Origin of the sequence: Streptomyces sp. NPDC090083 (genome assembly GCF_044747445.1) — a bacterium.
Taxonomy (GTDB): domain Bacteria; phylum Actinomycetota; class Actinomycetes; order Streptomycetales; family Streptomycetaceae; genus Streptomyces.
In genome coordinates, this window is record NZ_JBIVED010000011.1 from 1 (window position 1) to 24,912 (window position 24,912).

Annotated in this window: 19 protein-coding genes; 10 read left to right on the top strand and 9 right to left on the bottom strand. The window is 72.5% G+C overall.

From position 1 onward, the window contains the following. On the top strand, positions 1-696 hold a 696-nt coding region (locus ACIPTO_RS32050), incomplete at its 5' end, for an LLM class flavin-dependent oxidoreductase (RefSeq protein WP_401197949.1). 163 nt (positions 697-859) lie between these two features. On the opposite strand, the gene ACIPTO_RS32055 is transcribed toward ACIPTO_RS32050, so the two are convergent. Next, on the bottom strand, positions 860-1,957 hold the full coding sequence (locus tag ACIPTO_RS32055; protein ID WP_401197951.1) for a M12 family metallopeptidase: 1,098 nt from the start codon (positions 1,955-1,957) through the stop codon (positions 860-862). Positions 1,958-2,051: 94 nt separating this feature from the next. On the opposite strand from ACIPTO_RS32055, the gene ACIPTO_RS32060 reads away from it, so the two are divergent. After that, positions 2,052-3,962 (top strand): LuxR C-terminal-related transcriptional regulator, encoded by a 1,911-nt coding sequence (locus ACIPTO_RS32060; RefSeq protein ID WP_401197953.1) that lies wholly within the window; start codon positions 2,052-2,054, stop codon positions 3,960-3,962. Between the two features lie 16 nt (positions 3,963-3,978). Here ACIPTO_RS32060 and ACIPTO_RS32065 read toward each other — a convergent pair whose 3' ends face one another. After that, positions 3,979-6,582 carry a CHAT domain-containing protein gene (locus ACIPTO_RS32065; RefSeq protein ID WP_401197955.1) on the bottom strand — a complete coding sequence of 868 codons (2,604 nt, stop codon included), beginning with the start codon at positions 6,580-6,582 and terminating at the stop codon, positions 3,979-3,981. 110 nt (positions 6,583-6,692) lie between these two features. On the opposite strand from ACIPTO_RS32065, the gene ACIPTO_RS32070 reads away from it, so the two are divergent. From ACIPTO_RS32070 to ACIPTO_RS32080, 3 genes are read left to right on the top strand one after another with little or no spacing between them, the layout of a single operon-like run. Further along, positions 6,693-8,129, top strand: coding sequence for a S8/S53 family peptidase (locus ACIPTO_RS32070; RefSeq protein ID WP_401197957.1), 1,437 nt, complete (start codon positions 6,693-6,695; stop codon positions 8,127-8,129). Continuing rightward, entirely contained in the window at positions 8,126-8,764 is a 639-nt protein-coding gene (locus ACIPTO_RS32075) for a sigma-70 family RNA polymerase sigma factor (protein ID WP_366322719.1), read from the top strand. Before ACIPTO_RS32070 ends, ACIPTO_RS32075 begins: the two co-directional genes overlap by 4 nt. A 5-nt stretch (positions 8,765-8,769) precedes the next feature. Further along, positions 8,770-9,312 (top strand): hypothetical protein, encoded by a 543-nt coding sequence (locus ACIPTO_RS32080; RefSeq protein ID WP_401198398.1) that lies wholly within the window; start codon positions 8,770-8,772, stop codon positions 9,310-9,312. 86 nt (positions 9,313-9,398) lie between these two features. Here the strand turns inward: ACIPTO_RS32080 and ACIPTO_RS32085 are convergent, their stop codons facing one another. Both ACIPTO_RS32085 and ACIPTO_RS32090 read right to left on the bottom strand, forming a co-directional pair. Further along, the gene (locus ACIPTO_RS32085; RefSeq protein ID WP_401197960.1) at positions 9,399-10,622 is read right to left on the bottom strand and encodes a cytochrome P450; all 1,224 of its coding nucleotides are present in this window, start codon (positions 10,620-10,622) and stop codon (positions 9,399-9,401) included. Positions 10,623-10,689: 67 nt separating this feature from the next. Continuing rightward, positions 10,690-11,502, bottom strand: coding sequence for an N-formylglutamate amidohydrolase (locus ACIPTO_RS32090; protein WP_401197962.1), 813 nt, complete (start codon positions 11,500-11,502; stop codon positions 10,690-10,692). Positions 11,503-11,586: 84 nt separating this feature from the next. Here ACIPTO_RS32090 and ACIPTO_RS32095 point away from each other — a divergent pair, with 84 nt between their 5' ends. Beyond that, the gene (locus tag ACIPTO_RS32095; RefSeq protein WP_366322727.1) at positions 11,587-11,928 is read left to right on the top strand and encodes a DUF5713 family protein; all 342 of its coding nucleotides are present in this window, start codon (positions 11,587-11,589) and stop codon (positions 11,926-11,928) included. A 121-nt stretch (positions 11,929-12,049) separates the two neighbouring features. Here ACIPTO_RS32095 and ACIPTO_RS32100 read toward each other — a convergent pair whose 3' ends face one another. Then, the gene (locus ACIPTO_RS32100) at positions 12,050-14,269 is read right to left on the bottom strand and encodes an NADP-dependent isocitrate dehydrogenase (RefSeq protein WP_401197964.1); all 2,220 of its coding nucleotides are present in this window, start codon (positions 14,267-14,269) and stop codon (positions 12,050-12,052) included. 210 nt (positions 14,270-14,479) lie between these two features. On the opposite strand from ACIPTO_RS32100, the gene ACIPTO_RS32105 reads away from it, so the two are divergent. After that, a complete protein-coding gene (locus tag ACIPTO_RS32105) occupies positions 14,480-16,024 on the top strand; it encodes a M1 family metallopeptidase (RefSeq protein WP_401197966.1) in 1,545 nt (514 codons plus the stop codon). Between the two features lie 18 nt (positions 16,025-16,042). Here ACIPTO_RS32105 and ACIPTO_RS32110 read toward each other — a convergent pair whose 3' ends face one another. Further along, a complete protein-coding gene (locus ACIPTO_RS32110; RefSeq protein ID WP_401197968.1) occupies positions 16,043-17,185 on the bottom strand; it encodes a mechanosensitive ion channel family protein in 1,143 nt (380 codons plus the stop codon). Positions 17,186-17,423: 238 nt separating this feature from the next. After that, positions 17,424-18,356: a lysylphosphatidylglycerol synthase transmembrane domain-containing protein gene (locus tag ACIPTO_RS32115; protein ID WP_366322735.1), complete on the bottom strand. Its 933-nt coding sequence runs from the start codon at positions 18,354-18,356 to the stop codon at positions 17,424-17,426. Positions 18,357-18,517: 161 nt separating this feature from the next. Here ACIPTO_RS32115 and ACIPTO_RS32120 point away from each other — a divergent pair, with 161 nt between their 5' ends. Further along, positions 18,518-20,422 (top strand): ABC transporter ATP-binding protein, encoded by a 1,905-nt coding sequence (locus tag ACIPTO_RS32120; protein ID WP_401198400.1) that lies wholly within the window; start codon positions 18,518-18,520, stop codon positions 20,420-20,422. 6 nt (positions 20,423-20,428) lie between these two features. On the opposite strand, the gene ACIPTO_RS32125 is transcribed toward ACIPTO_RS32120, so the two are convergent. Further along, the gene (locus ACIPTO_RS32125; protein ID WP_401197971.1) at positions 20,429-21,880 is read right to left on the bottom strand and encodes a purine-cytosine permease family protein; all 1,452 of its coding nucleotides are present in this window, start codon (positions 21,878-21,880) and stop codon (positions 20,429-20,431) included. Between the two features lie 211 nt (positions 21,881-22,091). On the opposite strand from ACIPTO_RS32125, the gene ACIPTO_RS32130 reads away from it, so the two are divergent. Both ACIPTO_RS32130 and ACIPTO_RS32135 read left to right on the top strand, forming a co-directional pair. Beyond that, a complete protein-coding gene (locus ACIPTO_RS32130) occupies positions 22,092-22,436 on the top strand; it encodes a GNAT family N-acetyltransferase (protein ID WP_366322739.1) in 345 nt (114 codons plus the stop codon). A gap of 498 nt (positions 22,437-22,934) precedes the next feature. Continuing rightward, positions 22,935-23,288 carry a VOC family protein gene (locus ACIPTO_RS32135; RefSeq protein ID WP_401197974.1) on the top strand — a complete coding sequence of 118 codons (354 nt, stop codon included), beginning with the start codon at positions 22,935-22,937 and terminating at the stop codon, positions 23,286-23,288. Positions 23,289-23,393: 105 nt separating this feature from the next. Here ACIPTO_RS32135 and gndA read toward each other — a convergent pair whose 3' ends face one another. Beyond that, complete coding sequence (gene gndA, locus ACIPTO_RS32140; RefSeq protein WP_401197977.1) at positions 23,394-24,833, bottom strand: NADP-dependent phosphogluconate dehydrogenase; 1,440 nt, start codon at positions 24,831-24,833, stop codon at positions 23,394-23,396. Positions 24,834-24,912 lie beyond the last annotated feature (79 nt).

Consider the following 24,912-nt stretch of genomic DNA (forward strand, 5'->3'; position numbering starts at 1 on the left):
GAGTTCGCCGCCTCCGGCGCCGACGCCATCTTCAGCCGGTACAGCACCCTCGACCAGGGCCAGGCCTTCTACACCGACGTCAAGTCCCGCCTCGCTAAGTACGGCCGCAGGCCTGACCAGTTGCTCATCCTCCCGGCCGCGACCTTCGTCCTCGGCGACACCGACGCCGAGGCCGAGGACCTCGCCAAGGAGGTGCGCCGCCAGCAGGTCAGCGGCGCCACGGCCATCAAGCACCTGGAGTTCGTCTGGAACCGGGACCTGTCGTCCTACGACCCGGACGGCCCGCTGCCCGAGATCGACCCGGACGTCAGCGAGCAGCACATCTCCAAGGGCCGGGCCCAAGTCCGCATGTACCGCGACCCGTTGGCGACCGCCCGCGAGTGGCGTGAGCGGGCGGAGGCGAACGGCTGGTCCATCCGCGACCTGGTCATCGAGACCGGCAACCGGCAGGCCTTCATCGGCTCCCCGTCGACGGTCGCGAGGACCATCAACGACTTCGTGCAGGCCGACGCGAGTGACGGCTTCATCCTCGTCCCGCACCTCACCCCGACCGGCCTCGACCCGTTCGCCGACACGGTCGTCCCGCTCCTCCAGGAACAGGGCGTCTTCCGCACCGACTACGAGGGGCCGACCCTGCGCGACCACCTCGGCCTCGCACACCCCGACGACGTCCGCGAGGAACGTGCGGCCTCGTGAGGTTCCCCGCGCTCGCGCGCACAACTGCCGCGCGTGCGCGCCGAGTCGGACACGGCTGAGCGGCCGGAGCTCGTATCCCTCCCCCGAAGGCTACGAACTCCGGCCGCTTCCCCCGGCGCCGGACTCGTGGTCCGTCCGCCCGTATGCGGCTGTACCCATGCCGTTACCAGCACATCACCGCGGTTTCCCCCGAACCCCACGTGGAGTACAGGCGCATACGGACGAAGTAGCGGCGGCCCTTGACGAGCCTGACCTTGAGCGTGGCGTTGTGCGGCGTGCCCCCGTCGTCCTGCCCGGCGAGGAAGCGCGGTTCGCCGTCCCGTTCCTCGAAGACCACGACGACCGTGTCGCTGTCCCCGAAGGAGCCGACGGCGTACTCGCGCGTCTGCGTCGGCTCGATCGCGAAGTCGGCCTGCTCACCCGGTCCCAGGCGCAGCGGGGCCGAGCGGAACGGCACCAGTCCGGCCGGCCGCGGAGGACCGGCGGGCGGGTACCAGCGCAGGACGAACTCCTTGTCGCAGGGGGAGAGACCGCCGTGCGGGTGCAGGCCCGTGCGGTACTCCTCCGGCTCCAGGATCAGTCCCGACCCGAACGGGTACTCCATGATCGACTGCGGGTCCCAGACGGAGCCGTTGACCTCGTCCGGGTCGAGCTTGCGCAGGACGTTGAAGCGTGTCCTGTCCCGGCTCCAGAAGTTCGGCGGGCCCGCCAGCTCGGCGTAGACGGCCTCGTCGTCCCAGTGGATACCGGCGAACGGGCTCTGGTGCTCGTGCAGCATGCCCAGGGCGTGCCCGATCTCGTGCAGGGCCGTACCGCGCTGTCCCGGTGCGGTCAGGTCCCAGCCGAAGTTCATGGTGCGGTCGGACAGCCCGATCGCCAGCGCGTCCCGGCCCACCACCGACCAGGAGCCGTCACCGGGCTGGAACCCGATGCGCAGCTCCGCCTCCGAACGGTCCCCGACCTCGGCGAAGTCGACGCCGATCCCGAGCCCCCGCCACTCACGGAAGCACTCGCGTACGACGTCCTGCTGCTCCTTGGCACCGGCCCACGGAACCCGCCGCCGCTCGCCGGTCCCGGGGACCGGGATGACGGACGTGTCGGTGGCGGCCGCGTTGTCGGCGTCGAAGAAGTAGTAGTGCAGGACCGTGCCGTTGACCCACATGCGGCTTCCGCCGATGAGCGCACCGCGCCGCTCGGCGGCCAGTCCCGGTGCGAACTCCGGGGCCGGCTGCTGCGCGAGGGAGCAGTAGCGGGTGGTCATGCGAACAGACTGCCGTCGGCCGTTCCCGGGCGCCTGAGTCGAGGGCTACTCAAGTCACCCTGTATCAGGGCTGAGCAGCCGGACTCATATCTGCGTGACGACTTTCGAACAGGACGCGAAGACCCTGGAACTGCCCTGGCCGTTCACCGGCCGGCAGGACGAACTGGAGCTGGTCAAGGGCTCGTTGACGGCCGGCCGGCACGGCATCGTGGTGACCGGTCCGGCCGGCCGGGGCAAGACCCGGCTGGTCACCGAGGCCGTCCGGGGCGGCGACTGCGCCAAGGTCACCGGGACCCCCGAGACCCGCGGGCTGCCCTTCGCCGCGTTCGCCCACCTGCTCCCCGAAAGCGTCTCCCTGCACCGTGCGGTGCAACTCCTGTCCGGCGTACGGACGCTGATGGTGGACGACGCCCATCTCCTGGACGACTCCTCGGCCGCGCTCGTGCACCAGCTCGCCGTGCACTCCCGGACCCGGCTGGTGGTCGTGGTGGCCGACGGGGAGCCCGTGCCCGGCGCCGTGTCCCGGCTGTGGACCGGAGAGCTGCTGCCGCGTCTCGCGCTGGAACCGCTGCCCCGGGAGGAGACGGCCCAATTGCTCGCGGTGGGCGCGGGCGGCCCGCTGGACGCCCTCACCGTGAACCGGCTGCACCACCTCTGCCAAGGTGATCTCCGGCTGCTGCGCGACCTGTTCGGCGCCGTGCGCGAGCGCGGACTGCTCACCCGGGCGGCGGACTCCGGCGAGTGGGCGTGGCGCGGCTCGGTGCCGGTCACCGCCGCGGTCCGCGAGCGCACCGCGCGGGTCCTCGACCACACCGGCACCGAGGAGCGCGAGATCCTCGAACGCCTCGCGTTCGCCGAGCCGTTGGCGTCCTCGCTGGACGACTTCGACCTCGACGTCCTCGAACGCCTGGAGACCGAGGCCCTGATCCACGTAGACGACCAGGGCGGCGTCCGTCTCGCCCACCCCCTGCACGGCCCCGCGCTGCGCGCCGCGGCCGGCCGGCTCCGGGCCCGCCGCCTGGCCCGCACCCCGGACCAGTGCGCACCGGCCCTCGCCGGCGAACGGGCCGCGCTGACCGACCGCATCGACCGCACCGACGTACGCCCGCTGCCGACGCCCGTGGGGGAGTGGCTGGTGGCGGAGGGCGCGCCGGTTCCGGCCGGGTACGCCGCCGTCCGCGCCCGTTTCGCGCGGCTGCGGGGCGAGTTGCGCGAGGCGGCGGCCTGGGCCCGCGAGGGACTGCGGGAGGCCGCGGGCGACCGGGCCTGCGCGGCCGAACTCGCCCTGGCCGCCGCCCAGTCGGGCGACGTACCGGCCGCCGACGAGGCGCTGGCCCGCCTCGCGTCGGACGACGCGGGCGGCTGGCTCGCGGCGGCGCGCGGCGACGTGGAGTCGGCCCGCGCGACCGTGACCGAGGCGCTGGCCCCCGGCCGGCGCGGGGACGGCGGGGACCCGCGCGCCACCGCCGCCGAGGACGGCAGGCCGGCCGCCTACGTCCTCTACGACGCCGTACGCCTCGGCGCTCCCGAGCGGGTCGCGGGCCGCCTCGCCCGGCTGCCCGGCGACGGGCCTGCCCTCCTCGCCCGGCACGCGGAGGCACTGGTCGACGGCGACGGGCCCGCACTGGACCGGGTGGCACAGGAGTTGGAGCGGCGCGGCTTCCTGCTGTTCGCCGCTGAGGCGCACGCCCAGGCCGTCCGCGCCCACCGCGACCCGCGCGCCGCCCGCATGTCCCGCACCCGGGCGGTCGCCCTCACCCGACGCTGCCAGGGCGCCCGCACCCCGGCCCTGTCCGGCCTCGTCCTGGGTGAACTCACCGCCCGCCAGCGCCAGATCGTCACCCTGGCCGCGGCGGGCCTGAGCAACCGCCAGATCGCCGACCGGCTCACCCTCTCCGTCCGCACGGTCGGCAACCACCTCTACGGCGCCTACGCCCGCCTCGGCGCGAGCGACCGCGGCGCGCTGCCGTGGCTGGTGGAACAGCCGGCGGCGCGGACGGCGTGACGGGGACCCGCTCCGGTCAGGCCGCCCCGAACGCGGAGAACGCCCACCCCGTCGCCTGATGCATCGCGTCCCCGGGCAGCGCCGCCCGTGCGTCGCGCAGCGCCTCCGCCAAGGACAGGCCCGTGGCGAGCCCCTTGTGGAGGGACAGCATCAGGGGGACGACCGCCGCGTCGTTGACCGGGGCGCTGCTCGCGACCACGCCCGCGGTGCCCAGCGGGAGCAACGCCGCGACCAGGCCCAGGAGTTCGTCCGCGCCGACGGATGCGAACCGGGCCGTGTCGCAGCTGGAGAGGATGATGCGGTAGGGACTGCGGGCCAGGCGTTCGAAGTCGTGGACGATGAGCGGGCCGTCGGCCATGCGAAGGGACGAGAACAGAGGGCTGTCCGCGCGGAACGTGCCGTGGGCCGCGATATGGGCCAGTGTCGCGCCGTCCAACTCGGCCAGGACGCGCGGGACTTCGGCGGCGTCGTGTTCCAGGACCGTGGGCCTGCCGTACTGGTCGGCGAGATCGGGGACCTCGGCGCCGCCGGTCGCGAGGCCCGGACCGCGCACCAGGACGTGCCGGCCGCCCGACGGCGGTTCGGTGTCCAGCGCGCGCAGCCAACTGCCCGCCGACGGCGACACACTGAGGACGCGGTCGCGCAGCGAGGGCAGCAACGCCCAGGGAACACCGTGGAGCCGGCCCGGCGGAACCACCACCACCGGTCCCGAGCCCAGGTGCCGGGCCGCTTCGCCCAGGAGGAGTTCCTCCAGGTGCCGGCCCGCCGCCTCCACCACCGGCAGCCGCGCCTCCGCCCCGGGGTGCGCCAGGCGCCGCAGACCCGCCTGGATGTGGTCCGCCTCCGCCATCGCCTTCGCGAGCAGGCCCGTCTCGAAGCGGCGGACCCGGCCGTCGCCGCACAGGAGGACATGCACGCGGCCGTCCACGACGGCGAGTTCGACGAGTCGCCCCGCACCGAGCCGTGCCAGCAGGCGAGTCGGGTCGAAGCGGTCGCCCTCGCCGGGGGAGTCGCCGCGCATGTGGAGGGTACGGGAGCGGATCTCCCGTTCCAGGCGCCGCTGTTCGCGTTCCAGCGCCGGTACCGGGTGGCCCTCCATACGGGCCTCCTCCGCACGGGCGGCGATCTCGCGGAACGCCGTCAGACCGCTGAGCAGCGCCGGGTCGGACGGCGGCCTGGTGGGCGGGGTGGACAGGGCCGTCGCCCGCCAGCGTTCGCTCCAGACCAGAAGCCGGCGCGGGCCCCCGGAGGCCAGGCTCGCCCGCTGGGCCAGCGCCGCCAGTTCCGCGCCCTGTGCCGTCGCCCGCGCCCTCAACTCCGAGGCGCCCAGGGTCGTACGGTGGTCGTCGAGCACGTCGAGGCCGCGGCGGCACGCCTCCAGGACACCGCGACCGGAGCCCGCCGCCTGGGCGCGCAGCGCCTGTGCCGCCCAGCCCGTCATACGGGCCAGGGGCGGCCCGCCGCGCCTGCTGCGCGCGGCCACCGCCAAGTGCCGTTCCGCGTCGGCCGTCCAGCCCAGCGCCAGGGCGATCCGCCCCGCGAGCAGCGAGGCCTCCGGCGCGGACGGTGAGCCGAACCCGGCGAGCCGGTCGGCCACCGCCGCCGCGTCCGCCACCAGCCGCCCCGACGCCCGCCCGGCCGCCAACCGCGCCTCGATCAGCACCAGTCGGGCATGCGTCTCCCACCAGGTGCGGCGCTGCGCGGCGAACAGCCGTACCGCCACGGCCGCGCGGGCGATCGCCGTGTGCGGATCGTCGGCGAGCCGGGCGGCCCGGGCGGCGACGAGCAGCAACTCGGCCTTGCGGGTGGACTGTCCGCCGATGCCGTCGAGCAGCCGGACCGCCGTGTCCGCGTACGTCAGCGCCTCACCGGCCAGGCCCGCGCTCATCAGCACCTCGCAGCGGCGGATGGTGAGCATGAACGTCGGCGTGGCCAGCTTGGCGTACATCTGCTCGGCCTCGTCCAGGAGTTGGAGCGCCACCGGGATGTCGCCCGACCGGAACGCGGCCAGCCCGCGGCTCTCCACCGCGTCCGCCTTGTCGTGCTCCTGGCCGGTGGTCTCCCACAGCCGCTCGGCCGCCGTGAAGTCGGCGTCGGCCCGGTCCACCGCGCCGAGCGCGAGATGCACGGTCGCCCGCAGGGTGAGCGCCCGCGCCGTCCAGATCACGTCGTCGACCTGCCGCAGCACGGGAATCGCCCGCCGTACGTCGTCCAGCGCCTCCCGGTGCCGGCCCAGCACCCACCAGGCGTAGGCGCGCAGGTACAGGACGCGCGACCGGCTCTGCCGGCTGCCGCGGGCGATGCCCCGGTCGAAGGCCTCCAGGCCCTGCCGGGTCCGGCCCGCGTGCACCAGGGCCACGCCGAGCGTGCCGAGGACGTCCGCCTCGCGCTCCGCCGAGTCCGCGCGGGCCGCCAGGTCGCGGGCCCGCCGCAGATGGTGCAGGGCGAGCCGCATGTCGCCGAAGTCCCGCTGCCAGATGCCGATCACATGGTGCGCCACGGAGGCCCGGAACGGCGTCGGATCGCCGTCGAGCACCTCCCGCGCACCGGCCAGCGCCTCGCCCGGCGCCGCGAACACCATCGGCAGCAGTTCGAGAACCGAGTCGCTTCCCGCAGTCACTCCGCGCATCCTAGTGGCCCCTGGTGCGGACCTCACAGATTTGGTGCTGTATCAAGTAGCGGTCCGGCGGCTCTGATTGACGACCGCCGCCGCAGTGGGAGGAACACGCCATGGCGCCACAGCGATTCCACGAGCAGTTCGACCAGATCCAACGCTCGATGCCCGACGTCCCCCTGGCGATGGGGCCGGACGACTCGGCAGAGTTCTTCTACGAGAAGGGCGTCGTGCTCGCCCGCGACGGCGAGGAGGCACGCCTCGTCGAGGACACCGTCCGCACGCACTTCACCGCGGTCACCGGCCTCAGCGAGGACTCCGTCCGCCGCGCGGGCCCGGAGACCAACCGCTCCGGCATCACCCGTATCCAGGTCGGCGACCCGGGCATCGGCGACCGGACCGGCGACCACGCCGTGGCCAACGCGCTGCGCTCCCTGCGCGAACCGGAGGGCCGCGCCGGACGCCGGCTGGTCAGCCGCAACCACGTGGTGTCGATCGCGGTGAACGCCTGCCCCGGCGACGAGCCCGTGCCCGCCCCGCTCGCCGAGGGCGCCAACCCCGCGCCCGCGGAGGCCGGTTACGACGCGGACACCGCCGTGGGCGTCCTCGTCATCGACACCGGCCTCATGCGCGACCACCGCTCCTACCCGCTGCTCGCCCACGTCCAGGGCGACGCCCAGATCAGGGAGACCGACGACGCGGGAGTGCTCCAACAGTACGTAGGACACGGCACGTTCATCGCCGGACTCGTCGCCGCCGTCTCGCCCAACACCGAGATCATCGTCCGCAACACCCTCAACGACGCGGGCGCCATCCTCGAATCCGACTTCGGCGAGGCGCTGTTCGCCGCCGTCGACCAGCACGGCTGGCCCGACGTCATCAGCCTCTCCGCCGGCACGTCGAACGGCCGTACCGACGGACTCCTCGGCGTCGAGGGCTTCATGCAGGCCCTGCGCGGCCAGCGCACCCTCCTCGTCGCGGCCGCGGGCAACAACGCGAGCGCCACCCCGTTCTGGCCCGCCGCCTACGCCGACCTGCCCGACTACCGGGACGTCGTCCTCTCGGTCGGCGCACTGCGCGGCGACGGCGAGTTCGGCGCCTGCTTCAGCAACCACGGCTCCTGGGTCAAGGCCTACGCCCCCGGCGAGCGGCTCGTCGGCCCCCTCACCGGCTTCGAGACGCCCGTGCCGTACGCCTACCAGCACACCACCTACGACGCCTGCCGGTTCGGCTTCACCTACACCTGCACCTGCCAGTCGCCCATCCACAAGGGCGTGCTGAGCCAGGCCGGGGACGCCGAGCCGGGCGACCCGGACCAGGTGACCTTCGAGGGGCTCGCGCGCTGGAGCGGCACCTCGTTCGCCGCACCCGTCGCCGCCGGCATGGTCGCCGCGTTCATGACCGCGAACAAGGAGGCCGACGCGCGCGTGGCCCGTACCCAGCTCCTCACGGGGAACACCGAGTACGCCGAAGTGCGCGGGGCGCACGTACCGGCGCTGCGCCCACCCACCTGGCGCCCGGTCCCCGTCGTACCGCTCACCCCTCCGGCATGACGGCCGGAACCATCCCCTCCACGGCGTACGATGACATGCCGTACACGAGGGGTGGCACCGTGGACCGTGCAGAAGTCGGCGTGCTCGTCCAGTCCGCCGTCGACGGCGACGCGGCGGCCTGGAAGGCGCTCGTGGAGGGCCTCAGCCCGCTGGTCTGGTCCGTGGTGCGCGCGCACCGGCTCTCCGACGCCGACGGCCACGAGGTCTACCAGACCGTGTGGTTCCGCTTCGCCCAGCACCTGCGACGCATCCGCGAACCCGAGAAGGCCGGCTCCTGGCTCGCCAGCACGGCACGCAACGAGTGCCTGAAAGTGATCAAGAGCCTGCGGCGGCTCATGCCCACGGACGATCCCCAGCTCCTCGACCGCGTCAGCGAGGAGCGCACCCCCGAGCAGTCGCTCATCGACTCGGAGGAGGCGGCCTCGGACGCGGAGCGCATCCGGCGGCTGTGGCAGGAGTTCGAGGAACTGGGCGAGCGGTGCAGGCAGTTGCTGCGGGTGCTGATGGCCTCGCCGCCGCCCAGCTATCAGGAGGTGTCCGCCGGTCTGGGGATCGCCGTCGGCAGCATCGGCCCGATGCGCCAGCGCTGTCTGCGCCGGCTGCGGGCCCGACTGGACGCCCGGGGGGCGCTGTGAACGGCATGCACGACGACGGCTACGACCCGTTCGGGACCTTCGGCCAGGACCCCCTGGGCGACGAGGAGGCGACCGGCGCCGAGGCCGAACAGGGCGACGACGGCGGCGGGTTCGACGACAGCCTGCTGGAGGAGGAACTCCGCCAGGCCGCCGCCATCCTGGACCCGGTCCCCGCCGACCTGCGTCAACTCGCCATGGACGCTTACGCGTTGTACGACATGGACGCCCGGCTCGCGGAGCTGACCTTCGACTCGCTCATCGACGCGATCCCGGTCAGAGGGGCCATGGACGTGCCCCGCATGCTGACCTTCACGGCGGGTGACCTCAGCATCGACGTGGAGGTGACGAGCGAGGGCCTGATGGGTCAGGTGATGCCGCCCCAGCCGGCCGGCATCGAGGTCCTGAACGGCCCCCAGGCGCTGCGTCCCACCACCCTCACGGCCGACGCCCTGGGCCGCTTCACCAGCGACGCACCCCCCACCGGTCCCTTCGCGCTCCGGCTGCGGGCGGGCGGGGAGGTCGTCGTCACGGAGTGGCTGCGGGCGTGAACGGCGGTGCGCGGGGCGGGTGGTGGATCCGCACCAGCCGCCCCGCGCGGCGGCGGTGTTCGCGCCCCCGCCTCCCGTGCTCGGGCCTACCAGGTCACCGGCAGCGTCTGCGGTCCCCGGATCATCGTCTTGCGGCGCCAGACGATCTCCTCGGCGGGGACGGCGAGTCGGAGCCCGGGGAGCCGGTCCAGCAGGGTGTCGACGAGGAGTTCGGTCTGCAGGCGGGCCAGGACGGCACCGGTGCAGTAGTGCGGGCCGTTGCCGAGGGCCAGGTGCGGGTTGGGATCGCGGTCGACGTCGATGACGTCGGGGTCCGGGAAGACGGCCGGGTCGCGGTTGGCGGCGAGGTAGGAGACGTAGACCGGATCGCCCGCGCCGATGTGCAGGCCGTGCAACTCGACGTCCTCCAGGGCGATCCGGGCCAGGCCGACCGACGAGCGGTGCGGGATGAACCGCAGCAGTTCGTCCAACGCGGCGCCCCTGCACTCGGGTTGGCCGCGCAGCCGCTCCAGCAGATCGGGGCGGGTGAGCATCAGGTACAGCATCTGGCCGCAGTTGTGGGTGACCGCCTCCCCGCCGATCTGGAGCGGGCCCGCCACCCCGGACGCCTCCGCCTCGCTGATCTCGCCCCGGGCCACGGCACCGCCCAGCAGGGAGTACACGTCGGTGCCGTCGCTGTCGGCGCGGGCCCGGATCGTGTCCGCGATCCACGCGTACATGCCCTGCTTGGCGCGGTCGGCGGCCTCGGCACCGCCGGACGTGGAGATGATCTGCCGGGTCCAGGCGTGCACCTGCTCGCGGTCCGCTTCCGGCACCCCCATCACCTCGCTGACCACGGCGATCGGGAAGGGCTCCAGGACCCGTTCGATCAGGTCCGCCGGAGGCCCGTCCGCCACGACCCCGTCGACGAGCGGGTCGAGCATCTCCTGCGCGCGGGGCCGCAGCCGTTTCATCGCGCCGACCGTGAACGCGCCCGCGACGGCCTTGCGCAGCCGGTTGTGGTCGGGCTGGTCGGCGAACGCCAGTGACCCCGGGCGGGGCTTGAAGTGCGGTGCCATGCGCGTCACTTGGCGTGTGGTGACCTCCGCGCGGCCGAACCGCGGATCGTTGGTGATCATCTTCACGTCGTCGTAGCGGGTCGCCAGCCACGCCCAGCCCTCGCCGTGCGGCAGCCGGATCCGGGTCAGCGGGCCCTCGCGCATCAGCTCCGCGAGAACCGGGTCGAACTCCGTCCCGGTCAGGTCGAGCGGGGGCCAGTCCCGGACGGGGGGCGGGGCCTGGCCGGTCAGCGTGGTGGTCTCCTCGGTCATGCTGCCCACCCTCGTACGGCCCCGGCCGGCTGTCCTGCGGGAGTGCTCCAGCCGGAGGGCTGGGGCGTCAGCCGGACACGGCGTCCACGAGTGCCGCCAGCGCGGCGGCGAGCCGGGCGACCCCGGGGGCGGAGGGCTCGCCGCCGGGTTCGGCCATGTAGGTGTCCCGGCGGATCTCCACCATGAGGGCGCCGACGGCGGGCTCCTTGCCGTAGAACGCCAGCGGGACGTACGTACCGGCGAAGGGGCTGTCGAGCCCGATCTCCCCGCATCCCGCGAACGCCTCGCGGGCCGCCGACAGGAGGTCGGGCGGGGTGTGGAGGCTGTCGGTGCCGAGGCAGACGGCCGGGCGCGGGCCGGTGCCGTGGAGCTCGTAGGGGAGCGGGGCGCTGGGGTAGGAGTGCACATCGATGACGACGGCCCGGCCGGTGGCGGCGAGGCGGTCGGCGACGGCGTCCGTCATGGCGCGGGCGTAGGGGCGGAAGCAGCGCGCGAGGAGGGGCTCCGGGTCGTGGTCCGCGGGGCGCAGGTCGGCGTGGTGGGTGGTACGGGTGTAGACCGCGCCCATGCCGACGGCGAGCATCTCCTCGCGCTCGTCCGGGAAGCGCTCCGGATCGACGACCAGACGCGAGAGCCGGTTCACGAACCGCCACGGGGTCACCGCACACGCGTGTGCCGCCTCGGCGGCGATCCGTGCGGTGTGGCTGTCGGTGATGTGGTCGAGTTCGCGTGCCAGCGCCGGGTCGTCCAGCAGGATGTCCGCGCGGACGTCCGCCGGGATCTCCCGCGCGGAGTGCGGGACATGGAGGATCACCGGGGAGCCGGCGGCGCCGGGCAGCAGCTCGAAGGACGGCCCGGGGGTCGGCGCGGAGGGGGTCACGGGCGGCTCCCGGAGGCGTTGTCAGTGGCGTGGTGCAGGATCAAGGTATCCGCAGCGACGATCACGGACCGGGGGAGCACCACCATGCCCGTCAGCAACCAGCAGATCACCGAGCACGCCTTCCTGCGCGCGCTGTACCGGGACGCGTACTACCCCGACCACGTCGTCGATCTCGGCAAGGCGGTCCTGCTGCGCCTGTGCGAGCGCATCGAGACCGAGCGGCCCGCCGACCTGCCCGCGCTGTACGCCCTCACCGAGGTCGCCACCGAGGAGTTCAACGCCCTTCAGGACGACTTCGAGGCGGCCGGCAGCGACATCGAGACGGTGGCGCGCGAGGAGATAGCCGAGGACTTCTGGTTCGTGGCCCACGCGTACGGCTTCGCGGACGCCGACGTGGAGCAGCTGATCGCCGTCCGGGACTGGTGATCGCCGTACGGGACCGGTGAGCGGCCGACCGCACGGGTGCACGCGACCGCCCGCACGGGGTTCATGCGACCGCCCCGGCCGGGAGAGCCCGGCCGGGGCGGTGTGACTCGGGGAGTCCGCGTCAGCTCAGGGAGGCCAGCGCGTCGTTCCACGTCGTCGACGGGCGCATGACCTTCGCGGCCCTGGCCGGGTCGGGCTGGTAGTAGCCGCCGATGTCGGCCGGGCTGCCCTGCACCGCGCCGAGCTCCTCGACGATCTGCTCCTGGGCACCCGTGAGGGTCTCGGCGAGCGACGCGAACGCCTTCGCGAGGTCCGCGTCGTCGGTCTGCGCGGCCAGCTCCTGCGCCCAGTACAGGGACAGGAAGAAGTGGCTGCCGCGGTTGTCGATGCCGCCGACGCGCCGGGTCGGGGACTTGTCCTCGTTGAGGAAGGTCGCCGTGGCGCGGTCGAGGGTGTCGGCGAGGACCTTCGCGCGGGTGTTGCCGGTGAACGTCGCGTACTGCTCCAGGGAGGGGACCAGCGCGAAGAACTCACCGAGCGAGTCCCAGCGCAGGTAGTTCTCCTTGACCAGCTGCTGCACGTGCTTCGGCGCGGAGCCGCCGGCGCCCGTCTCGAAGAGGCCGCCGCCCGCCATCAGCGGGACGACCGACAGCATCTTGGCGCTGGTGCCCAGCTCCAGGATGGGGAAGAGGTCGGTCAGGTAGTCGCGCAGCACGTTGCCGGTGACCGAGATGGTGTCCTCGCCGCGGCGGATGCGCTCCACCGACAGCTTGGTGGCCTCGACGGGGGTGAGGATCCGGATGTCCAGGCCCTCGGTGTCGTGCTCCGGCAGGTACGCGTTGACCTTGGCGATCAGCTGCGCGTCGTGCGCGCGGGTCTCGTCCAGCCAGAACACGGCCGGGCTGCCGGTGGCACGCGCACGCGTGACGGCCAGCTTCACCCAGTCCTTGATCGGGGCGTCCTTGGTCTGGCAGGCGCGGAAGATGTCGCCCTGGGCGACGGCCTGCTCCAGGACGACGTCGCCGGCCTGGTCGACGAGGCGCACCGTACCGGCGGCCGGGACCTCGAAGGTCTTGTCGTGCGAGCCGTACTCCTCGGCCTTTTGCGCCATGAGGCCGACGTTCGGCACCGAGCCCATGGTGGCGGGGTCGTAGGCGCCGTGGGCACGGCAGTCGTCCAGGACGGCCTGGTAGACGCCGGAGTAGGAGGAGTCCGGGAGCACCGCGAGGGTGTCGGCCTCGGCGCCGTCCGGGCCCCACATGTGGCCGGAGGTGCGGATCATGGCCGGCATCGAGGCGTCGACGATGACGTCGGACGGCACGTGCAGGTTGGTGATGCCCTTGTCGGAGTCGACCATCGCGAGCGCGGGGCCCTCGGCGAGCTCCGCGTCGAAGGACGCCTTGATCGCGTCGCCCTCGGGCAGCGCGGCGAGGCCCTTGAGGATGCCGCCGAGACCGTCGTTCGGGGAGAGACCGGCGGCGGCGAGCGTGGCGCCGTACTGCTCGAAGGTCTTCGGGAAGAAGGCGCGGACCACGTGGCCGAAGATGATCGGGTCGGAGACCTTCATCATCGTGGCCTTGAGGTGCACGGAGAACAGGATGTCCTCGGCCTTGGCGCGGGCGATCTGCGCGGTCAGGAAGGAGCGCAGCTCGGCCACGTGCAGCACGGAGGCGTCGACGACCTCGTCCGCGAGGACGGGTACGGACTCCCGCAGCACGGTGGTGGTGCCGTCCTCGGCGACCAGCTCGATGCGCAGCGAACCGGCCTCGGTGATCGTCGTGGACTTCTCGGTGGAGCGGAAGTCGTTCTCGCCCATCGTCGCCACGTTGGTCTTCGAGTCCGAGGACCAGGCGCCCATGCGGTGCGGGTGGGTCTTGGCGTAGTTCTTGACCGAGGCGGGGGCGCGCCGGTCGGAGTTGCCCTCGCGCAGGACCGGGTTCACGGCGGAACCCTTGACCTTGTCGTAGCGGGACTGGATGTCCCGCTCCTCGTCGGTCTTCGGGTCGTCCGGGTAGTTCGGCAGCGCGTAGCCCTGCTCCTGCAGCTCGGCCACGGCGGCCTTGAGCTGCGGGATGGACGCCGAGATGTTCGGCAGCTTGATGATGTTGGCCTCGGGCGTCTTCGCCAGTTCGCCCAGCTCGTGCAGGGCGTCCGGGATCCGCTGGTCCTCGGTGAGGTACTCCGGGAACACGGCGATGATGCGTCCGGCCAGCGAGATGTCCCGCGTGGTCACGGCGACACCCGCCTGCGAGGCGTACGCCTGGACCACCGGCAGGAAGGAATACGTCGCCAGGGCCGGGGCCTCGTCAGTGTGCGTATAGATGATGGTCGAGTCAGTCACCGGTGCTCCGCTCCACGTCTGCAACATTGCTCGACATCAAGATATCTCGTGCCCGGGTCCCGTTCGACAGCGGTCCGTCCGCACCGCGCGAACACCCGGGTGCGATCCGCGGGCAACCCGCCGGCCGGTTCGGCAGTGGATTACGGGTGGATCGCCATTACCGACCTACGGCCGGAGCCGACCGCCCGGCCGCCCGAACGAGAGCGGATCATGAGATATCGCACCAGAGTGACGGCCCCGGTGGCTGCCCTGATCGGTACGGCCGCGGCACTGACCGCGGGTTCCCCGGCCTTCGCGGCCGGACGGGGGAGCGGCACCGAAGGCGCCGAGACCCTCGGCGACCCGGTGTACCCGGGTCTCGGCAACGACGGCTACCGAGTCCTCGGCTACGACCTCGACCTCGCCTACGACGCCACCACCAAGCGGGTCGACGGCACGGCCACGCTGGAACTCCGCACGACCGAGGCCCTCTCCCGCTTCTCCCTGGACGCCCTCGGCCTCGACCTCCGGGAGGTCCGCGTCCAGGGCCGTACGGCCGGCTTCGAGCAGGCCGGCGAGAAACTGCGGATCACGCCCGCCCGGACCCTCCCGGCGGGGGCCCGGGTCTCCGTCCGCGTGGAGTACTCCGTCGACCCGGGCCGCTCCGCCGCGCCCACCGGCGGCTGGGTCGTCACGCCCGACGGTTTCGCGGTGTGCTGCCAGCCGAACCTGGCGCACACCGTCTTCCCCTGCAACGACCATCCCAGCGACAAGGCCGACTTCACGTTCCGGATCACCGTCCCGGACGGGCTGAGCGGGGTCGCGAACGGCCAACTCCTGTGCACCGAGCGCCTGGACGGCGACCGCACCGCGTTCAGCTACCGCTCGCGCTCACCGATGGCGACCGAGCTGGTGCAGATCACGGTCGGCGACTACGTGGTCAGGCACCGGCCCGGCCCGCACGGGCTGCCGCTGCGGGACGTCGTGCCGGCCGCCCGCGCCGCCGCCCTGGAACCGGCGCTCGCGCTCACGCCGGGACTCGTGGACTGGCTGGAACAGCGTCTCGGGGCGTTCCCGTTCGAGACGTACGGACTGCTGCCCTGCAACTCCGACGCCCCGGACGCCTTCGATTTCACGGGACTCGAGACCCAGACCCTCACGCTGTACAAGCCGGGCTTCCTGCTCCAGCCGGAGAGCAAGATCGGCGCGCACATGATGCACGAGCTGGTCCACTCCTGGTTCGGCAACAGCGTCAGCCCCGCCACCTGGGCCGACCTGTGGCTCAACGAGGGCCACGCCGACTTCTACGGACTCCTCTACCGCTACGAGCGCGGCTGGCCCGACTCCCTGGGCATGACCACGATGGACGCCCGCATGAAGGACACCTACGCCCGCGGCGACCAGTGGCGCCACGACTCCGGCCCGGTCGCCGCCCCGAACGCGGCCAACCTCTTCGACGACCAGCGCTACCTGGGCGGCGTCCTCGTCCTGTACGCCCTGCGGGAGTTCATCGGCGAGGACACCTTCCACGCCGTGGAACGCGCCTTCCTTGCCCGGCACCGCGACTCCTCGGCGACGACCGAGGACTACATCGCCGTCGCCTCGAAGGTCGCGCGCCAGGACCTGTCCGGCTTCCTGCGGGACTGGCTCCACGGTACGACGACGCCGCGCATGCCCGGTCACCCCGACTGGACGGTGACGCCGGTGAACCCGTCCCTCGCCGCCCCGCACAGCCGGACCGGCGCGCACCACCGCGACAACTCGGCGACCCTATAAGGGAGTTGTGCGGCCAGGTCAGTCGAGCCGGGTGGAGGGGACTTCGCCCGACTCGCTCTCCGGGACCCGCTGCTGCGGAATGGCGACCGCCCCCTCGGGAAGCGTCCCCTCGGTACGCGCTCCTGGGGGAAACGTCCCCTGGTGGAGCGCCACCGTGCGGGTCGGCGCCGGGATGCGGATGCCCTCGTCGCGGTACCGCTTGTGCAGGCGCTTGATGAACTCGTGCTTGATGCGGAACTGGTCGCTGAACTCACCGACCCCGAGGATCACCGTGAAGCCGATCCGTGAGTCGCCGAAGGTGTGGAAGCGGATCGCCGGCTCGTGCTCGGGGATCGCGCCGGTGATGTCCGTCATGACCTCGGCGATGACCTCCATGGTCACCGCTTCGACCTGCTCCAGGTCGCTGTCGTAGCCGACGCCCACCTGCACCAGGATCGTCAACTGCTGCTCGGGACGCATGAAGTTGGTCATGTTGGTCTTCGCGAGCTGCCCGTTGGGGACGACGACGAGGTTGTTGGAGAGCGCCCGAACCGTCGTCTGGCGCCAGTTGATGTCCTCGACGTAGCCCTCCTCGCCGCTGCTCAGCCGGATGTAGTCGCCGGGCTGCACGGTCTTCGAGGCGAGGATGTGGATGCCGGCGAACAGGTTGGCGAGCGTGTCCTGGAGGGCCAGCGCCACCGCGAGACCGCCGACGCCGAGTGCCGTGAGCAGCGGCGCTATCGAGATGCCCAGCGTCTGCAGCATCACCAGGAAGCCGATGGCGAGGACCAGTATCCGGGTGATGTTGACGAAGATCGTCGCCGAACCGGCCACCCCGGAGCGGGAGTTGGCGACCGCCCGGACCAGTCCCGTGATCACCCGGGCCGCCGCCACCGTCACGGACAGGATGACCAGCACCTTGAGGGTCTGGTTCACCTGGTGCTGGACCGTGTGCGTCAGCGGCAGCACCGCCCCCGCGACCGCCGCGCTGCTGAGGACCGCCGACCACGGCAGCACGCTGCGCAGCGCGTCGACGATCACGTCGTCGCCGCTCCAGCGGGTGCGGTCGGCGTGCTTGCCGAGCCAGCGCAGCAGGATCCGCAGCAGGAACGCCGCGAGCAGGCCACAGGCGAGCGCGATTCCGGCGAGCATGAAGTCGTCGAGGGTCGGCGTGCGGTTCATCGGACACCACCGGGGAGGGAAACGCCCGCGAAGAGGGCCACCGACGGCCGGATGTGAAGAGTCGTCACGTTGTCCACCTGCTCGAAGTACGGGCATTGCCGGAACTGCCGTCGCACCGGACGGAACGGTCCACCGCACCGGCGCGACCGCTCATCCTGCCGTATCCGCACGGCGGGCCCGTACCCCGGCCGGGCGCCGCGCCCCGCCGAGGCCGACGAGCCCGAGACGGCGCAGCGCGTCAGATGACCCTCAGCCTGACCAGGGCGCCGAGCGTCAACGCGCCCGGAATGATGGGGATCCAGACGGTGATGATCCGGTACGCCAGCACCACCGCCGTGGCCACCGCGACCGGCCCGCCCGCCGCCACCAGGGCCACGATCAACGCGGCCTCCACCGAGCCGATCCCGCCCGGCGTCGGCACCAGCGCCACCGCCACCGTCGCCGCCAGATAGGCCAGCGCCATCTGCGCGGGCGGCACCGGCAGGTTCAACGCCTGCCCCACCGCCACGAGTCCGGCCGCCTGCAGCGCGGGGAACGCCAGCGAACCGCCCCACAGCGCGAGCGCCCGCGCCGGCCGCGTGTGCACCGAACGGGCCTCGCTGAACGCCGTACGGAGGAACGACAGGATCGGCGTGCGCAGCCGCCGCACCAGAACGAGGACGAGCACCGCCGCGCACAGAGCCGCGCCGAGGACGAGGAGGAGGGGGCCGACCGCTCCCGCGGGCAGGAGCGTGCCGAGGCGCAGGGCGTCGGGGAAGGCGATCAGCAGACCGGTGAGGAGCGTCAGCCGGGCTATCGACTCCGCGAGCAGGAACAGGGCCAGCGCCGCCGACGAACGGGCGAGCGGGATCCCGCACACCGTCAGGAAGCGCAGGTTCACCGCGCCCGCGCCGAGTCCCGTGGGCAGCAGGTGGTTGGCGGCGCCCGCCGCGAACTGCGTGGCCAGCAGCCGCCGCGCGGGCAGCCGTTCGACCACGGCACCCTGCCGGGTGACGGCGGCGGCGACCCAGGTCAGACAGGTGGCACCGGCCGCCGCCACCAGCCAGGGCCACTCGGCCGCCCGCAGCTGGCCGAAGCCCTCGACGAGGACGGAGCGGTGCCGGACGGCGACGACGGCGACCAGAAGCAGCGGAAGCAGGCACAGGATCTGCCGGGCGCGGACATGTCTCACATCCCGAGAGGGTCCCCAGGCCACGACAACTGCGGGTAGCGGCAGCGGGGACAGTTCCTTACGCGCGCCCTTACACGAGCCCCGCGCTCCCTCCCGCGCCACGATCCGCCCGATCCGTTGACCTCAACGAAGCTTGAGGTCCTACGGTCTCTCCCATGAGCATGGAGAGCACGGCCTGGACCCAGCTGCACAGCGTCATGACCGCCGAACCCGAACGCCGCCCCTTCGCGCGCGCCACCCTGCGCCGCATCGCGGAGTTCGCCCGACCGCACCGCCGCCCCATCGCGCGGTTCGTCCTGCTCGGAGTGGTGACCGCACTCCTCGCCGTCGCGACCCCCGTCCTCGCCGGGCACGTCGTCGACGCGATCGTGTCGGGCGGCGACGACGGCACCGTCGTCCGCCTCGCCCTGCTGATCGCCCTGATCGCGGTCGCGGAGGCGGCCCTCGGCATCCTGGGCCGGCGGCTCTCCTCGGCGCTGGGGGAGGGGCTCATCCTCGATCTGCGGACGGCCGTCTTCGACCATGTACAGCGCATGCCGGTCGCGTTCTTCACCCGGACCCGCACCGGAGCGCTCGTCTCCCGGCTCAACAACGACGTCATCGGCGCCCAGCGCGCCTTCAGCAACACCCTGTCCGGCGTGGTCAGCAACGTCGTCACCCTGCTGCTCACCCTCGCCGTCATGCTCACCCTGTCCTGGCAGATCACCCTGCTCGCACTCGTCCTGCTCCCGGTGTTCGTGATCCCGGCCCGCCGGATGGGCAGCCGCATGGCCCGCATGCAGCGCGAGGCGGCCGAACTCAACGCCGCGATGGGCACCCGTATGACCGAGCGCTTCTCCGCCCCCGGCGCCACCCTCGTGAAACTCTTCGGCCGCCCCGAGGAGGAGTCCGTCGAGTTCGCCGCCCGCGCGAGCCGCGTCCGCGACATCGGCGTCCGCACCGCCACCGCCCAGTCCGTCTTCATCACCTCCCTGACCCTGGTCTCCGCCCTCGCCCTCGCCCTCGTCTACGGCCTCGGCGGCTGGTTCGCCCTGCACGGCACCCTGGAACCGGGCGCGGTCGTCTCGCTCGCCCTGCTCCTGACCCGCCTCTACGCCCCGCTCACCGCCCTCGCCGGAGCCCGTGTCGAGGTGATGAGTGCCCTCGTCAGCTTCGAGCGCGTCTTCGAGGTGCTGGATCTGAAACCGCTGATCGAGGACAAACCCGACGCCCGCGAGGTCCCCGAGGGCCCGGTCGCCGTCGAGTTCGACCAGGTCCGCTTCGCCTACCCCTCCGCCGACAAGGTCTCCCTCGCCTCGCTCGAAGAGGTCGCCTCCCTCGACACCCGCGGCGGCGCCGAGGTCCTGCACGGCGTCTCCTTCCGCGCCGAACCCGGCCAGACCGTCGCCCTCGTCGGCTCCTCCGGCGCCGGCAAGTCCACCGTCGCCCAGCTCCTGCCCCGGCTCTACGACGTCGACGAGGGCGCCGTACGCGTCGGCGGCGTCGACGTCCGCGACCTCACCGCCACCTCCCTGCGCGCCACCCTCGGCATGGTCACCCAGGACGGGCACCTCTTCCACGACTCCGTCCGGGCCAACCTCCTGCTGGCCCGACCCGCCGCCACCGAGGACGAGTTGTGGGACGCGCTGCGCCGCTCCCGCCTCGACGATCTCGTACGGTCGCTGCCCGACGGCCTGGACACGGTGGTCGGGGAACGCGGCTACCGGCTCTCCGGCGGCGAGCGCCAACGCATGACCATCGCCAGGCTGCTGCTGGCCCGCCAGCGTGTCGTCATCCTCGACGAGGCCACCGCCCACCTGGACAACACCTCGGAGGCGGCCGTGCAGGAAGCCCTCGCCGAGGCCTTGCAGGGCCGTACCGCCGTGGTGATCGCGCACCGGCTGTCGACCGTGCGCTCCGCCGACCAGATCCTCGTCGTCGAGGCCGGCCTAATCGTGGAACGCGGCACGCACGAGCAACTCCTCGCCACCGGTGGGCGATACGCCGAGCTGTACCGCACGCAGTTCGAGAACCAGCCGGAGACCGGAGCGGACCGTGAACGGTATGGCGACGAGGTGACCGCGTAACGGACGTCAGGGCTCGCGGTGTCGGCGCGCCGCCTGCTCCAACTCCGCGGCCTCCGCCTCGGCCACGCGGATCTCCGCCTCGACGTCGATCGACCGGCTGAGCCACCAGTACAGCAGCCCGGCGACCGGCAGCCCGACGAACAGGGAGAGGTCGGCGCCGTCCATGGCGTGCGCGACCGGGCCGACGTAGAGGGTGCCGACGGAGAAGAACGGGACCATCGCGCCGAAGCCCACCAGATAGGAGATGATCCCGTGCCAGCCCCAACGGCCGTAGATTCCGCGGGGGTTGAAGATCTCGGCGATGGCGTAGTGGCCGCGGCGCACCACGTAGTAGTCCATCAGGTTGACCGCGGTCCACGGGATGAACAGATAGAGCACCAGCAGCAGGAAGTTGTTGAAGTTCGTCAGGAAGTTCGCGGTCGCGGCCAGCGCGCCGACCAGGGAGAGCGCGGCGGTCAGGCCGATCGTCAACGCCCGCACGGAGACGGTCGGCCGGACCTTCCGGAACGAGTCGATCGCGCTGATCAGGGTCAGTGAACCGCCGTACATGTTCAGCGCGGTCACCGAGACCAGACCCAGGGTGGCGAAGAGGAGGACGATCGCGCCGAAACCGCTGAACACCTTGTCGCCCGCCGCGTCGATCGAGCGGATCGTGTCGAAGTCCTTGCCCGCCCAGGCGGCGAGCAGCGCGCCGAGCGTCATCAGCCAGACCCCGCCGAGCGCCGAACCGAAGTAGGTCCAGTAGAAGGTCTTGCGGACGGTGACGTCCGGCGGGAGGTAGCGCGAGTAGTCCGAGACGTAGATCGCCCAGCTGATCTGGTAGCCCGCGACCACGCCGAACTGCGCGAGGAACGGCGTCCAGGAGAAACCGCCGAGGTCGAAGGAGCCGGCCGGGTAGTGCAGGGTCGCCAGCACGCCCACGGTGAAGATCCCGAAGACCACCAGGAAGCTGTACGTCAGGAACTGCTCCGCCTTGTGGATGACGTCGTAGCCCACGAGCGCGATCACGAAGCCGACGACGGTGACCACGGCCACCCACATCTTGGTGTTGCCGTGCACCGTGGTGTGCAGGGCCTCGCCCGCGAGGATGGTGTTGAAGACGTTGAAGCCCGCGTACTGCACGTACGCGAACAGCCACACCAGCAGGGCGCCCACGTAACCGAACTGGGGCCGCGACTGGATCATCTGCGGCAGCCCGAGCTGCGGGCCCTGGGCCGAGTGGAAGGCCATGAAGAAGGTGCCGAGCAGGGTGCCCGCGACGATCGCGATGAGCGACCAGATGAGGTTGCCGCCCTCGGTGATGCTGATCAGCCCGACGGCGAGGGTGGCGATCTGCGCGTTCGACATGAACCACAGGGGGCCGAGGTGCCACAGTTTGCCGTGGCGCTCGTTCAGGGGCACGTAGTCGATGGAACGTATCTCCAGGCCCGACACCCGGGGCTCAGATGCGGTGGTCACGGCGCCTCCCAGGTGCTGTTCCAGCCTCTGTGGCCACATTCATCCCCCGCACGCGCGGGGGCAACCGCAACGGAACCTCTCGACTCTCCCAAGCCTTCCCACCGGCGTCCTGACGGCCCCGGCCGGCTGGTGGATCCCGGAGGCCCGGTGATCATCGTCGGCTACGCTCAGGTGGCCGGTACGGCCGGACCATCGCATCAGGAGGACGCCCATGAGCGAGATCGAGATCCGCGACGACCGGGCGGCGGGCCGCCTGGAAGCGGTCGGCGACGGCGAAGTCGTCGGCCACATCGAGTACTTCGTCCTGGAGGACCCCGCGCGCGCCCTCGTCCCGGTGCACACGCTGGTGGAGCCGGCCCACGAGGGAAAGGGCATCGCGGGCTCGCTGGCCCGCGAGCTGTACGGCATCGCGGCCCGCGAGGGCATCGTCGTCGCGCCGCTCTGCCCGTACGTCGTCAAGTGGGCGGAACGCCATCCCGACGAGGCACCGGCCGCGGACCCGAAGCTGCGGCGGGCGGCGATGGAGTGGCTCCGGACGCATCCCGGACGGTTCTAGGCCCGTACGGCCCGCGGCTCGTGCGCGGGGCCGGAGCGCGGAGGGGCTGCGCCGAGTCCACTCGGGTGAGTGGCGGGACGGGGGCGGGGTACGCGGGGGAGTAGTCCAGAGCCGATCGAAGCCACTGGCTGGAGGACACGATGACGCTTCCGCACCCTGACCCGGTACCGCCGAGTCCGGTCCCCGTTCCGGGCCCCGGCCCCACGCCGGTCCCCGACCCGGAGCCCCCGGCCCCGCTTCCCACGCCCCCGCCGGGGCCCCCGCCGGGCCCGGACCCGTCCCCGTCCCCGATCCCGCCGGGCCCCGGCCCGGAACCGGTGCCGGCCCCCGAGCCGGGTCCACCGCTCACCTGACCCGCCGCACCGGCCGCACGGGACACCACGAGCCGGGCAGCCCCCGTCCGGGGCTGCCCGGCTCGGCCGTACTCCCGCATCCGCTTCCTGGCCCGCACCCGGCACACACCACGCGGCCCGCTCCCGCCCCTGGCAGGATGCCCCCATGGAACGAGTACTCGGAATCGGCGGATACTTCCTGCGGGCCACCGACCCGGAGGCGCTCAGCGCCTGGTACCGGGACTGCCTGGGCCTGGACACCGACGAACACGGCCTGTGGCGCCCGGAAGCGGGGCCGACGGTGTTCGCGGCGTTCGAGTCCGGAACCGACTGCTTCGGGTCCCGCACCCAGCAGACGATGCTCAACTTCCGGGTCCGCGACCTGGACGCGATGCTCGCCCAGCTGCGTGCCAAGGGAGCGGACGTGGCCGGGGAGACGCAGGACATGGAGGGCGTCGGCCGCTTCGGCTGGGTCACCGACCCCGAGGGCAACCGCCTCGAACTGTGGCAACCCGCCTGACAGGCACCCCGACGCCCCCGCGTTCCGACGCCCCGCGCCCCGGCACCCCCGGGGCCCGCGCCCCAGAGGTCCCCGACGCCCCGCGCCCTCCGTCCGGCGACGGTCCTACGCCGAGACCTCCGACCGGTCCCCGCCCCACAGCGTGTGGAACGCCCCGTCCCGGTCCACCCGGCGGTAGGTGTGCGCCCCGAAGAAGTCCCGCTGCCCCTGCGTGAGCGCCGCGGGCAGCCGCTCGGCGCGCAGTGCATCGTAGTAGGCGAGGGCCGCGGAGAAGCCGGGCGTCGGGACGCCCTGCCGGGTGGCCGCGACGACGACCGCGCGCCAGTCGTCCTGCGCCCCCGCGATCTCCTGCGCGAACGTCTCGTCGGACAGCAGGCTCGGCAGGTCCGCGCGGGCGTCGTACGCGGCCCGGATGCGGTCGAGGAAGGCCGCGCGGATGATGCAACCGCCGCGCCAGATCGAGGAGATGGCGCCGAGGTCGACGTTCCAGTCGTACTCCTCGCTGCCCGCCGCGATCTCGTGGAAGCCCTGCGTGTACGACACGATCTTCGACGCGTACAGCGCCTGCTCGACCCGGTCCGCGAAGGCCGCCGCCTCGGCCTCGCCCAGCGGGGTGGCCGTGGGACCGGCCAGGCCCCGCGAGGCCTCGCGCAGCGCCGCGTGGCCGGAGAGGGAGCGGGCGAACACCGCCTCGGCGATGCCGGAGACCGGGACGCCGAGGTCGAGGGCGATCTGGACCGTCCAGCGGCCGGTGCCCTTCTGCTCCGCCTGGTCGACGACGACGTCCACGAAGGGCTTGCCGGTGGCCTCGTCCACGTGGGACAGCACCTCGGCGGTGATCTCGATCAGGTAGGAGTCCAGCCGTCCCGTGTTCCAGGTGCGGAAGATGTCCGCGATCTGCGCGGGCGAGTACCCGGCGACATCGCGCAGCAGCTGGTACGCCTCGCCGATCAGCTGCATGTCGGCGTACTCGATGCCGTTGTGGACCATCTTCACGAAGTGCCCGGCGCCGTCGGGACCCACATGGGTCACGCAGGGCGCCCCGTCCTTCGCCTTCGCGGAGATCTTCTCCAGCATCGGGCCCAGCGAGTCGTACGACTCCTTCGGGCCACCCGGCATGATGCTCGGCCCGTGCAGCGCGCCCTCCTCGCCGCCGGAGACGCCCATGCCGACGAAGTGGATGCCCTGTTCGCGCAGGTCGCGCTCGCGGCGCCGGGTGTCCGCGAAGTGCGCGTTGCCGCCGTCGATGATCATGTCGCCGGGTTCGAGGAGCGGGGCGAACTCCTGGATCACCGCGTCCGTCGGGTCTCCGGCCTTCACCATGACGACCAGACGGCGCGGGCGCTCCAGGGCCGCCACGAAGTCCTTGGCCGTCTCCGCCGCGACGAAGTCGCCCTCGCTCCCGAACTCCGCCACCAGATCGCGGGTGCGGGACGCGGTCCGGTTGTGCACGGCGACCGTGTAGCCGTTGCGCGCGAAGTTGCGGGCGAGGTTGCGGCCCATGACCGCGAGACCCGTGACGCCGATCTGCGCTGATGTGCTCATTCGGTTGGCTCCTCAAGATCAGGAAGGTCCTGACATCGGTGGTACCGGTCGGGCTCGCCAGTATTGCCCCACCGTCCAT

Coding starts and splice junctions, on each gene's coding strand:
- ACIPTO_RS32075 (WP_366322719.1), top strand. CDS start 8,126: ATGACGGCCGGAACCATCCCCTCCACGGCGTACGATGACATGCCGTAC.
- ACIPTO_RS32095 (WP_366322727.1), top strand. CDS start 11,587: ATGCCCGTCAGCAACCAGCAGATCACCGAGCACGCCTTCCTGCGCGCG.
- ACIPTO_RS32120 (WP_401198400.1), top strand. CDS start 18,518: ATGGAGAGCACGGCCTGGACCCAGCTGCACAGCGTCATGACCGCCGAA.
- ACIPTO_RS32080 (WP_401198398.1), top strand. CDS start 8,770: ATGCACGACGACGGCTACGACCCGTTCGGGACCTTCGGCCAGGACCCC.
- ACIPTO_RS32130 (WP_366322739.1), top strand. CDS start 22,092: ATGAGCGAGATCGAGATCCGCGACGACCGGGCGGCGGGCCGCCTGGAA.
- ACIPTO_RS32135 (WP_401197974.1), top strand. CDS start 22,935: ATGGAACGAGTACTCGGAATCGGCGGATACTTCCTGCGGGCCACCGAC.
- ACIPTO_RS32110 (WP_401197968.1), bottom strand. CDS start 17,185: ATGAACCGCACGCCGACCCTCGACGACTTCATGCTCGCCGGAATCGCG.
- ACIPTO_RS32085 (WP_401197960.1), bottom strand. CDS start 10,622: ATGACCGAGGAGACCACCACGCTGACCGGCCAGGCCCCGCCCCCCGTC.
- ACIPTO_RS32055 (WP_401197951.1), bottom strand. CDS start 1,957: ATGACCACCCGCTACTGCTCCCTCGCGCAGCAGCCGGCCCCGGAGTTC.
- ACIPTO_RS32070 (WP_401197957.1), top strand. CDS start 6,693: ATGGCGCCACAGCGATTCCACGAGCAGTTCGACCAGATCCAACGCTCG.
- gndA (WP_401197977.1), bottom strand. CDS start 24,833: ATGAGCACATCAGCGCAGATCGGCGTCACGGGTCTCGCGGTCATGGGC.
- ACIPTO_RS32105 (WP_401197966.1), top strand. CDS start 14,480: ATGAGATATCGCACCAGAGTGACGGCCCCGGTGGCTGCCCTGATCGGT.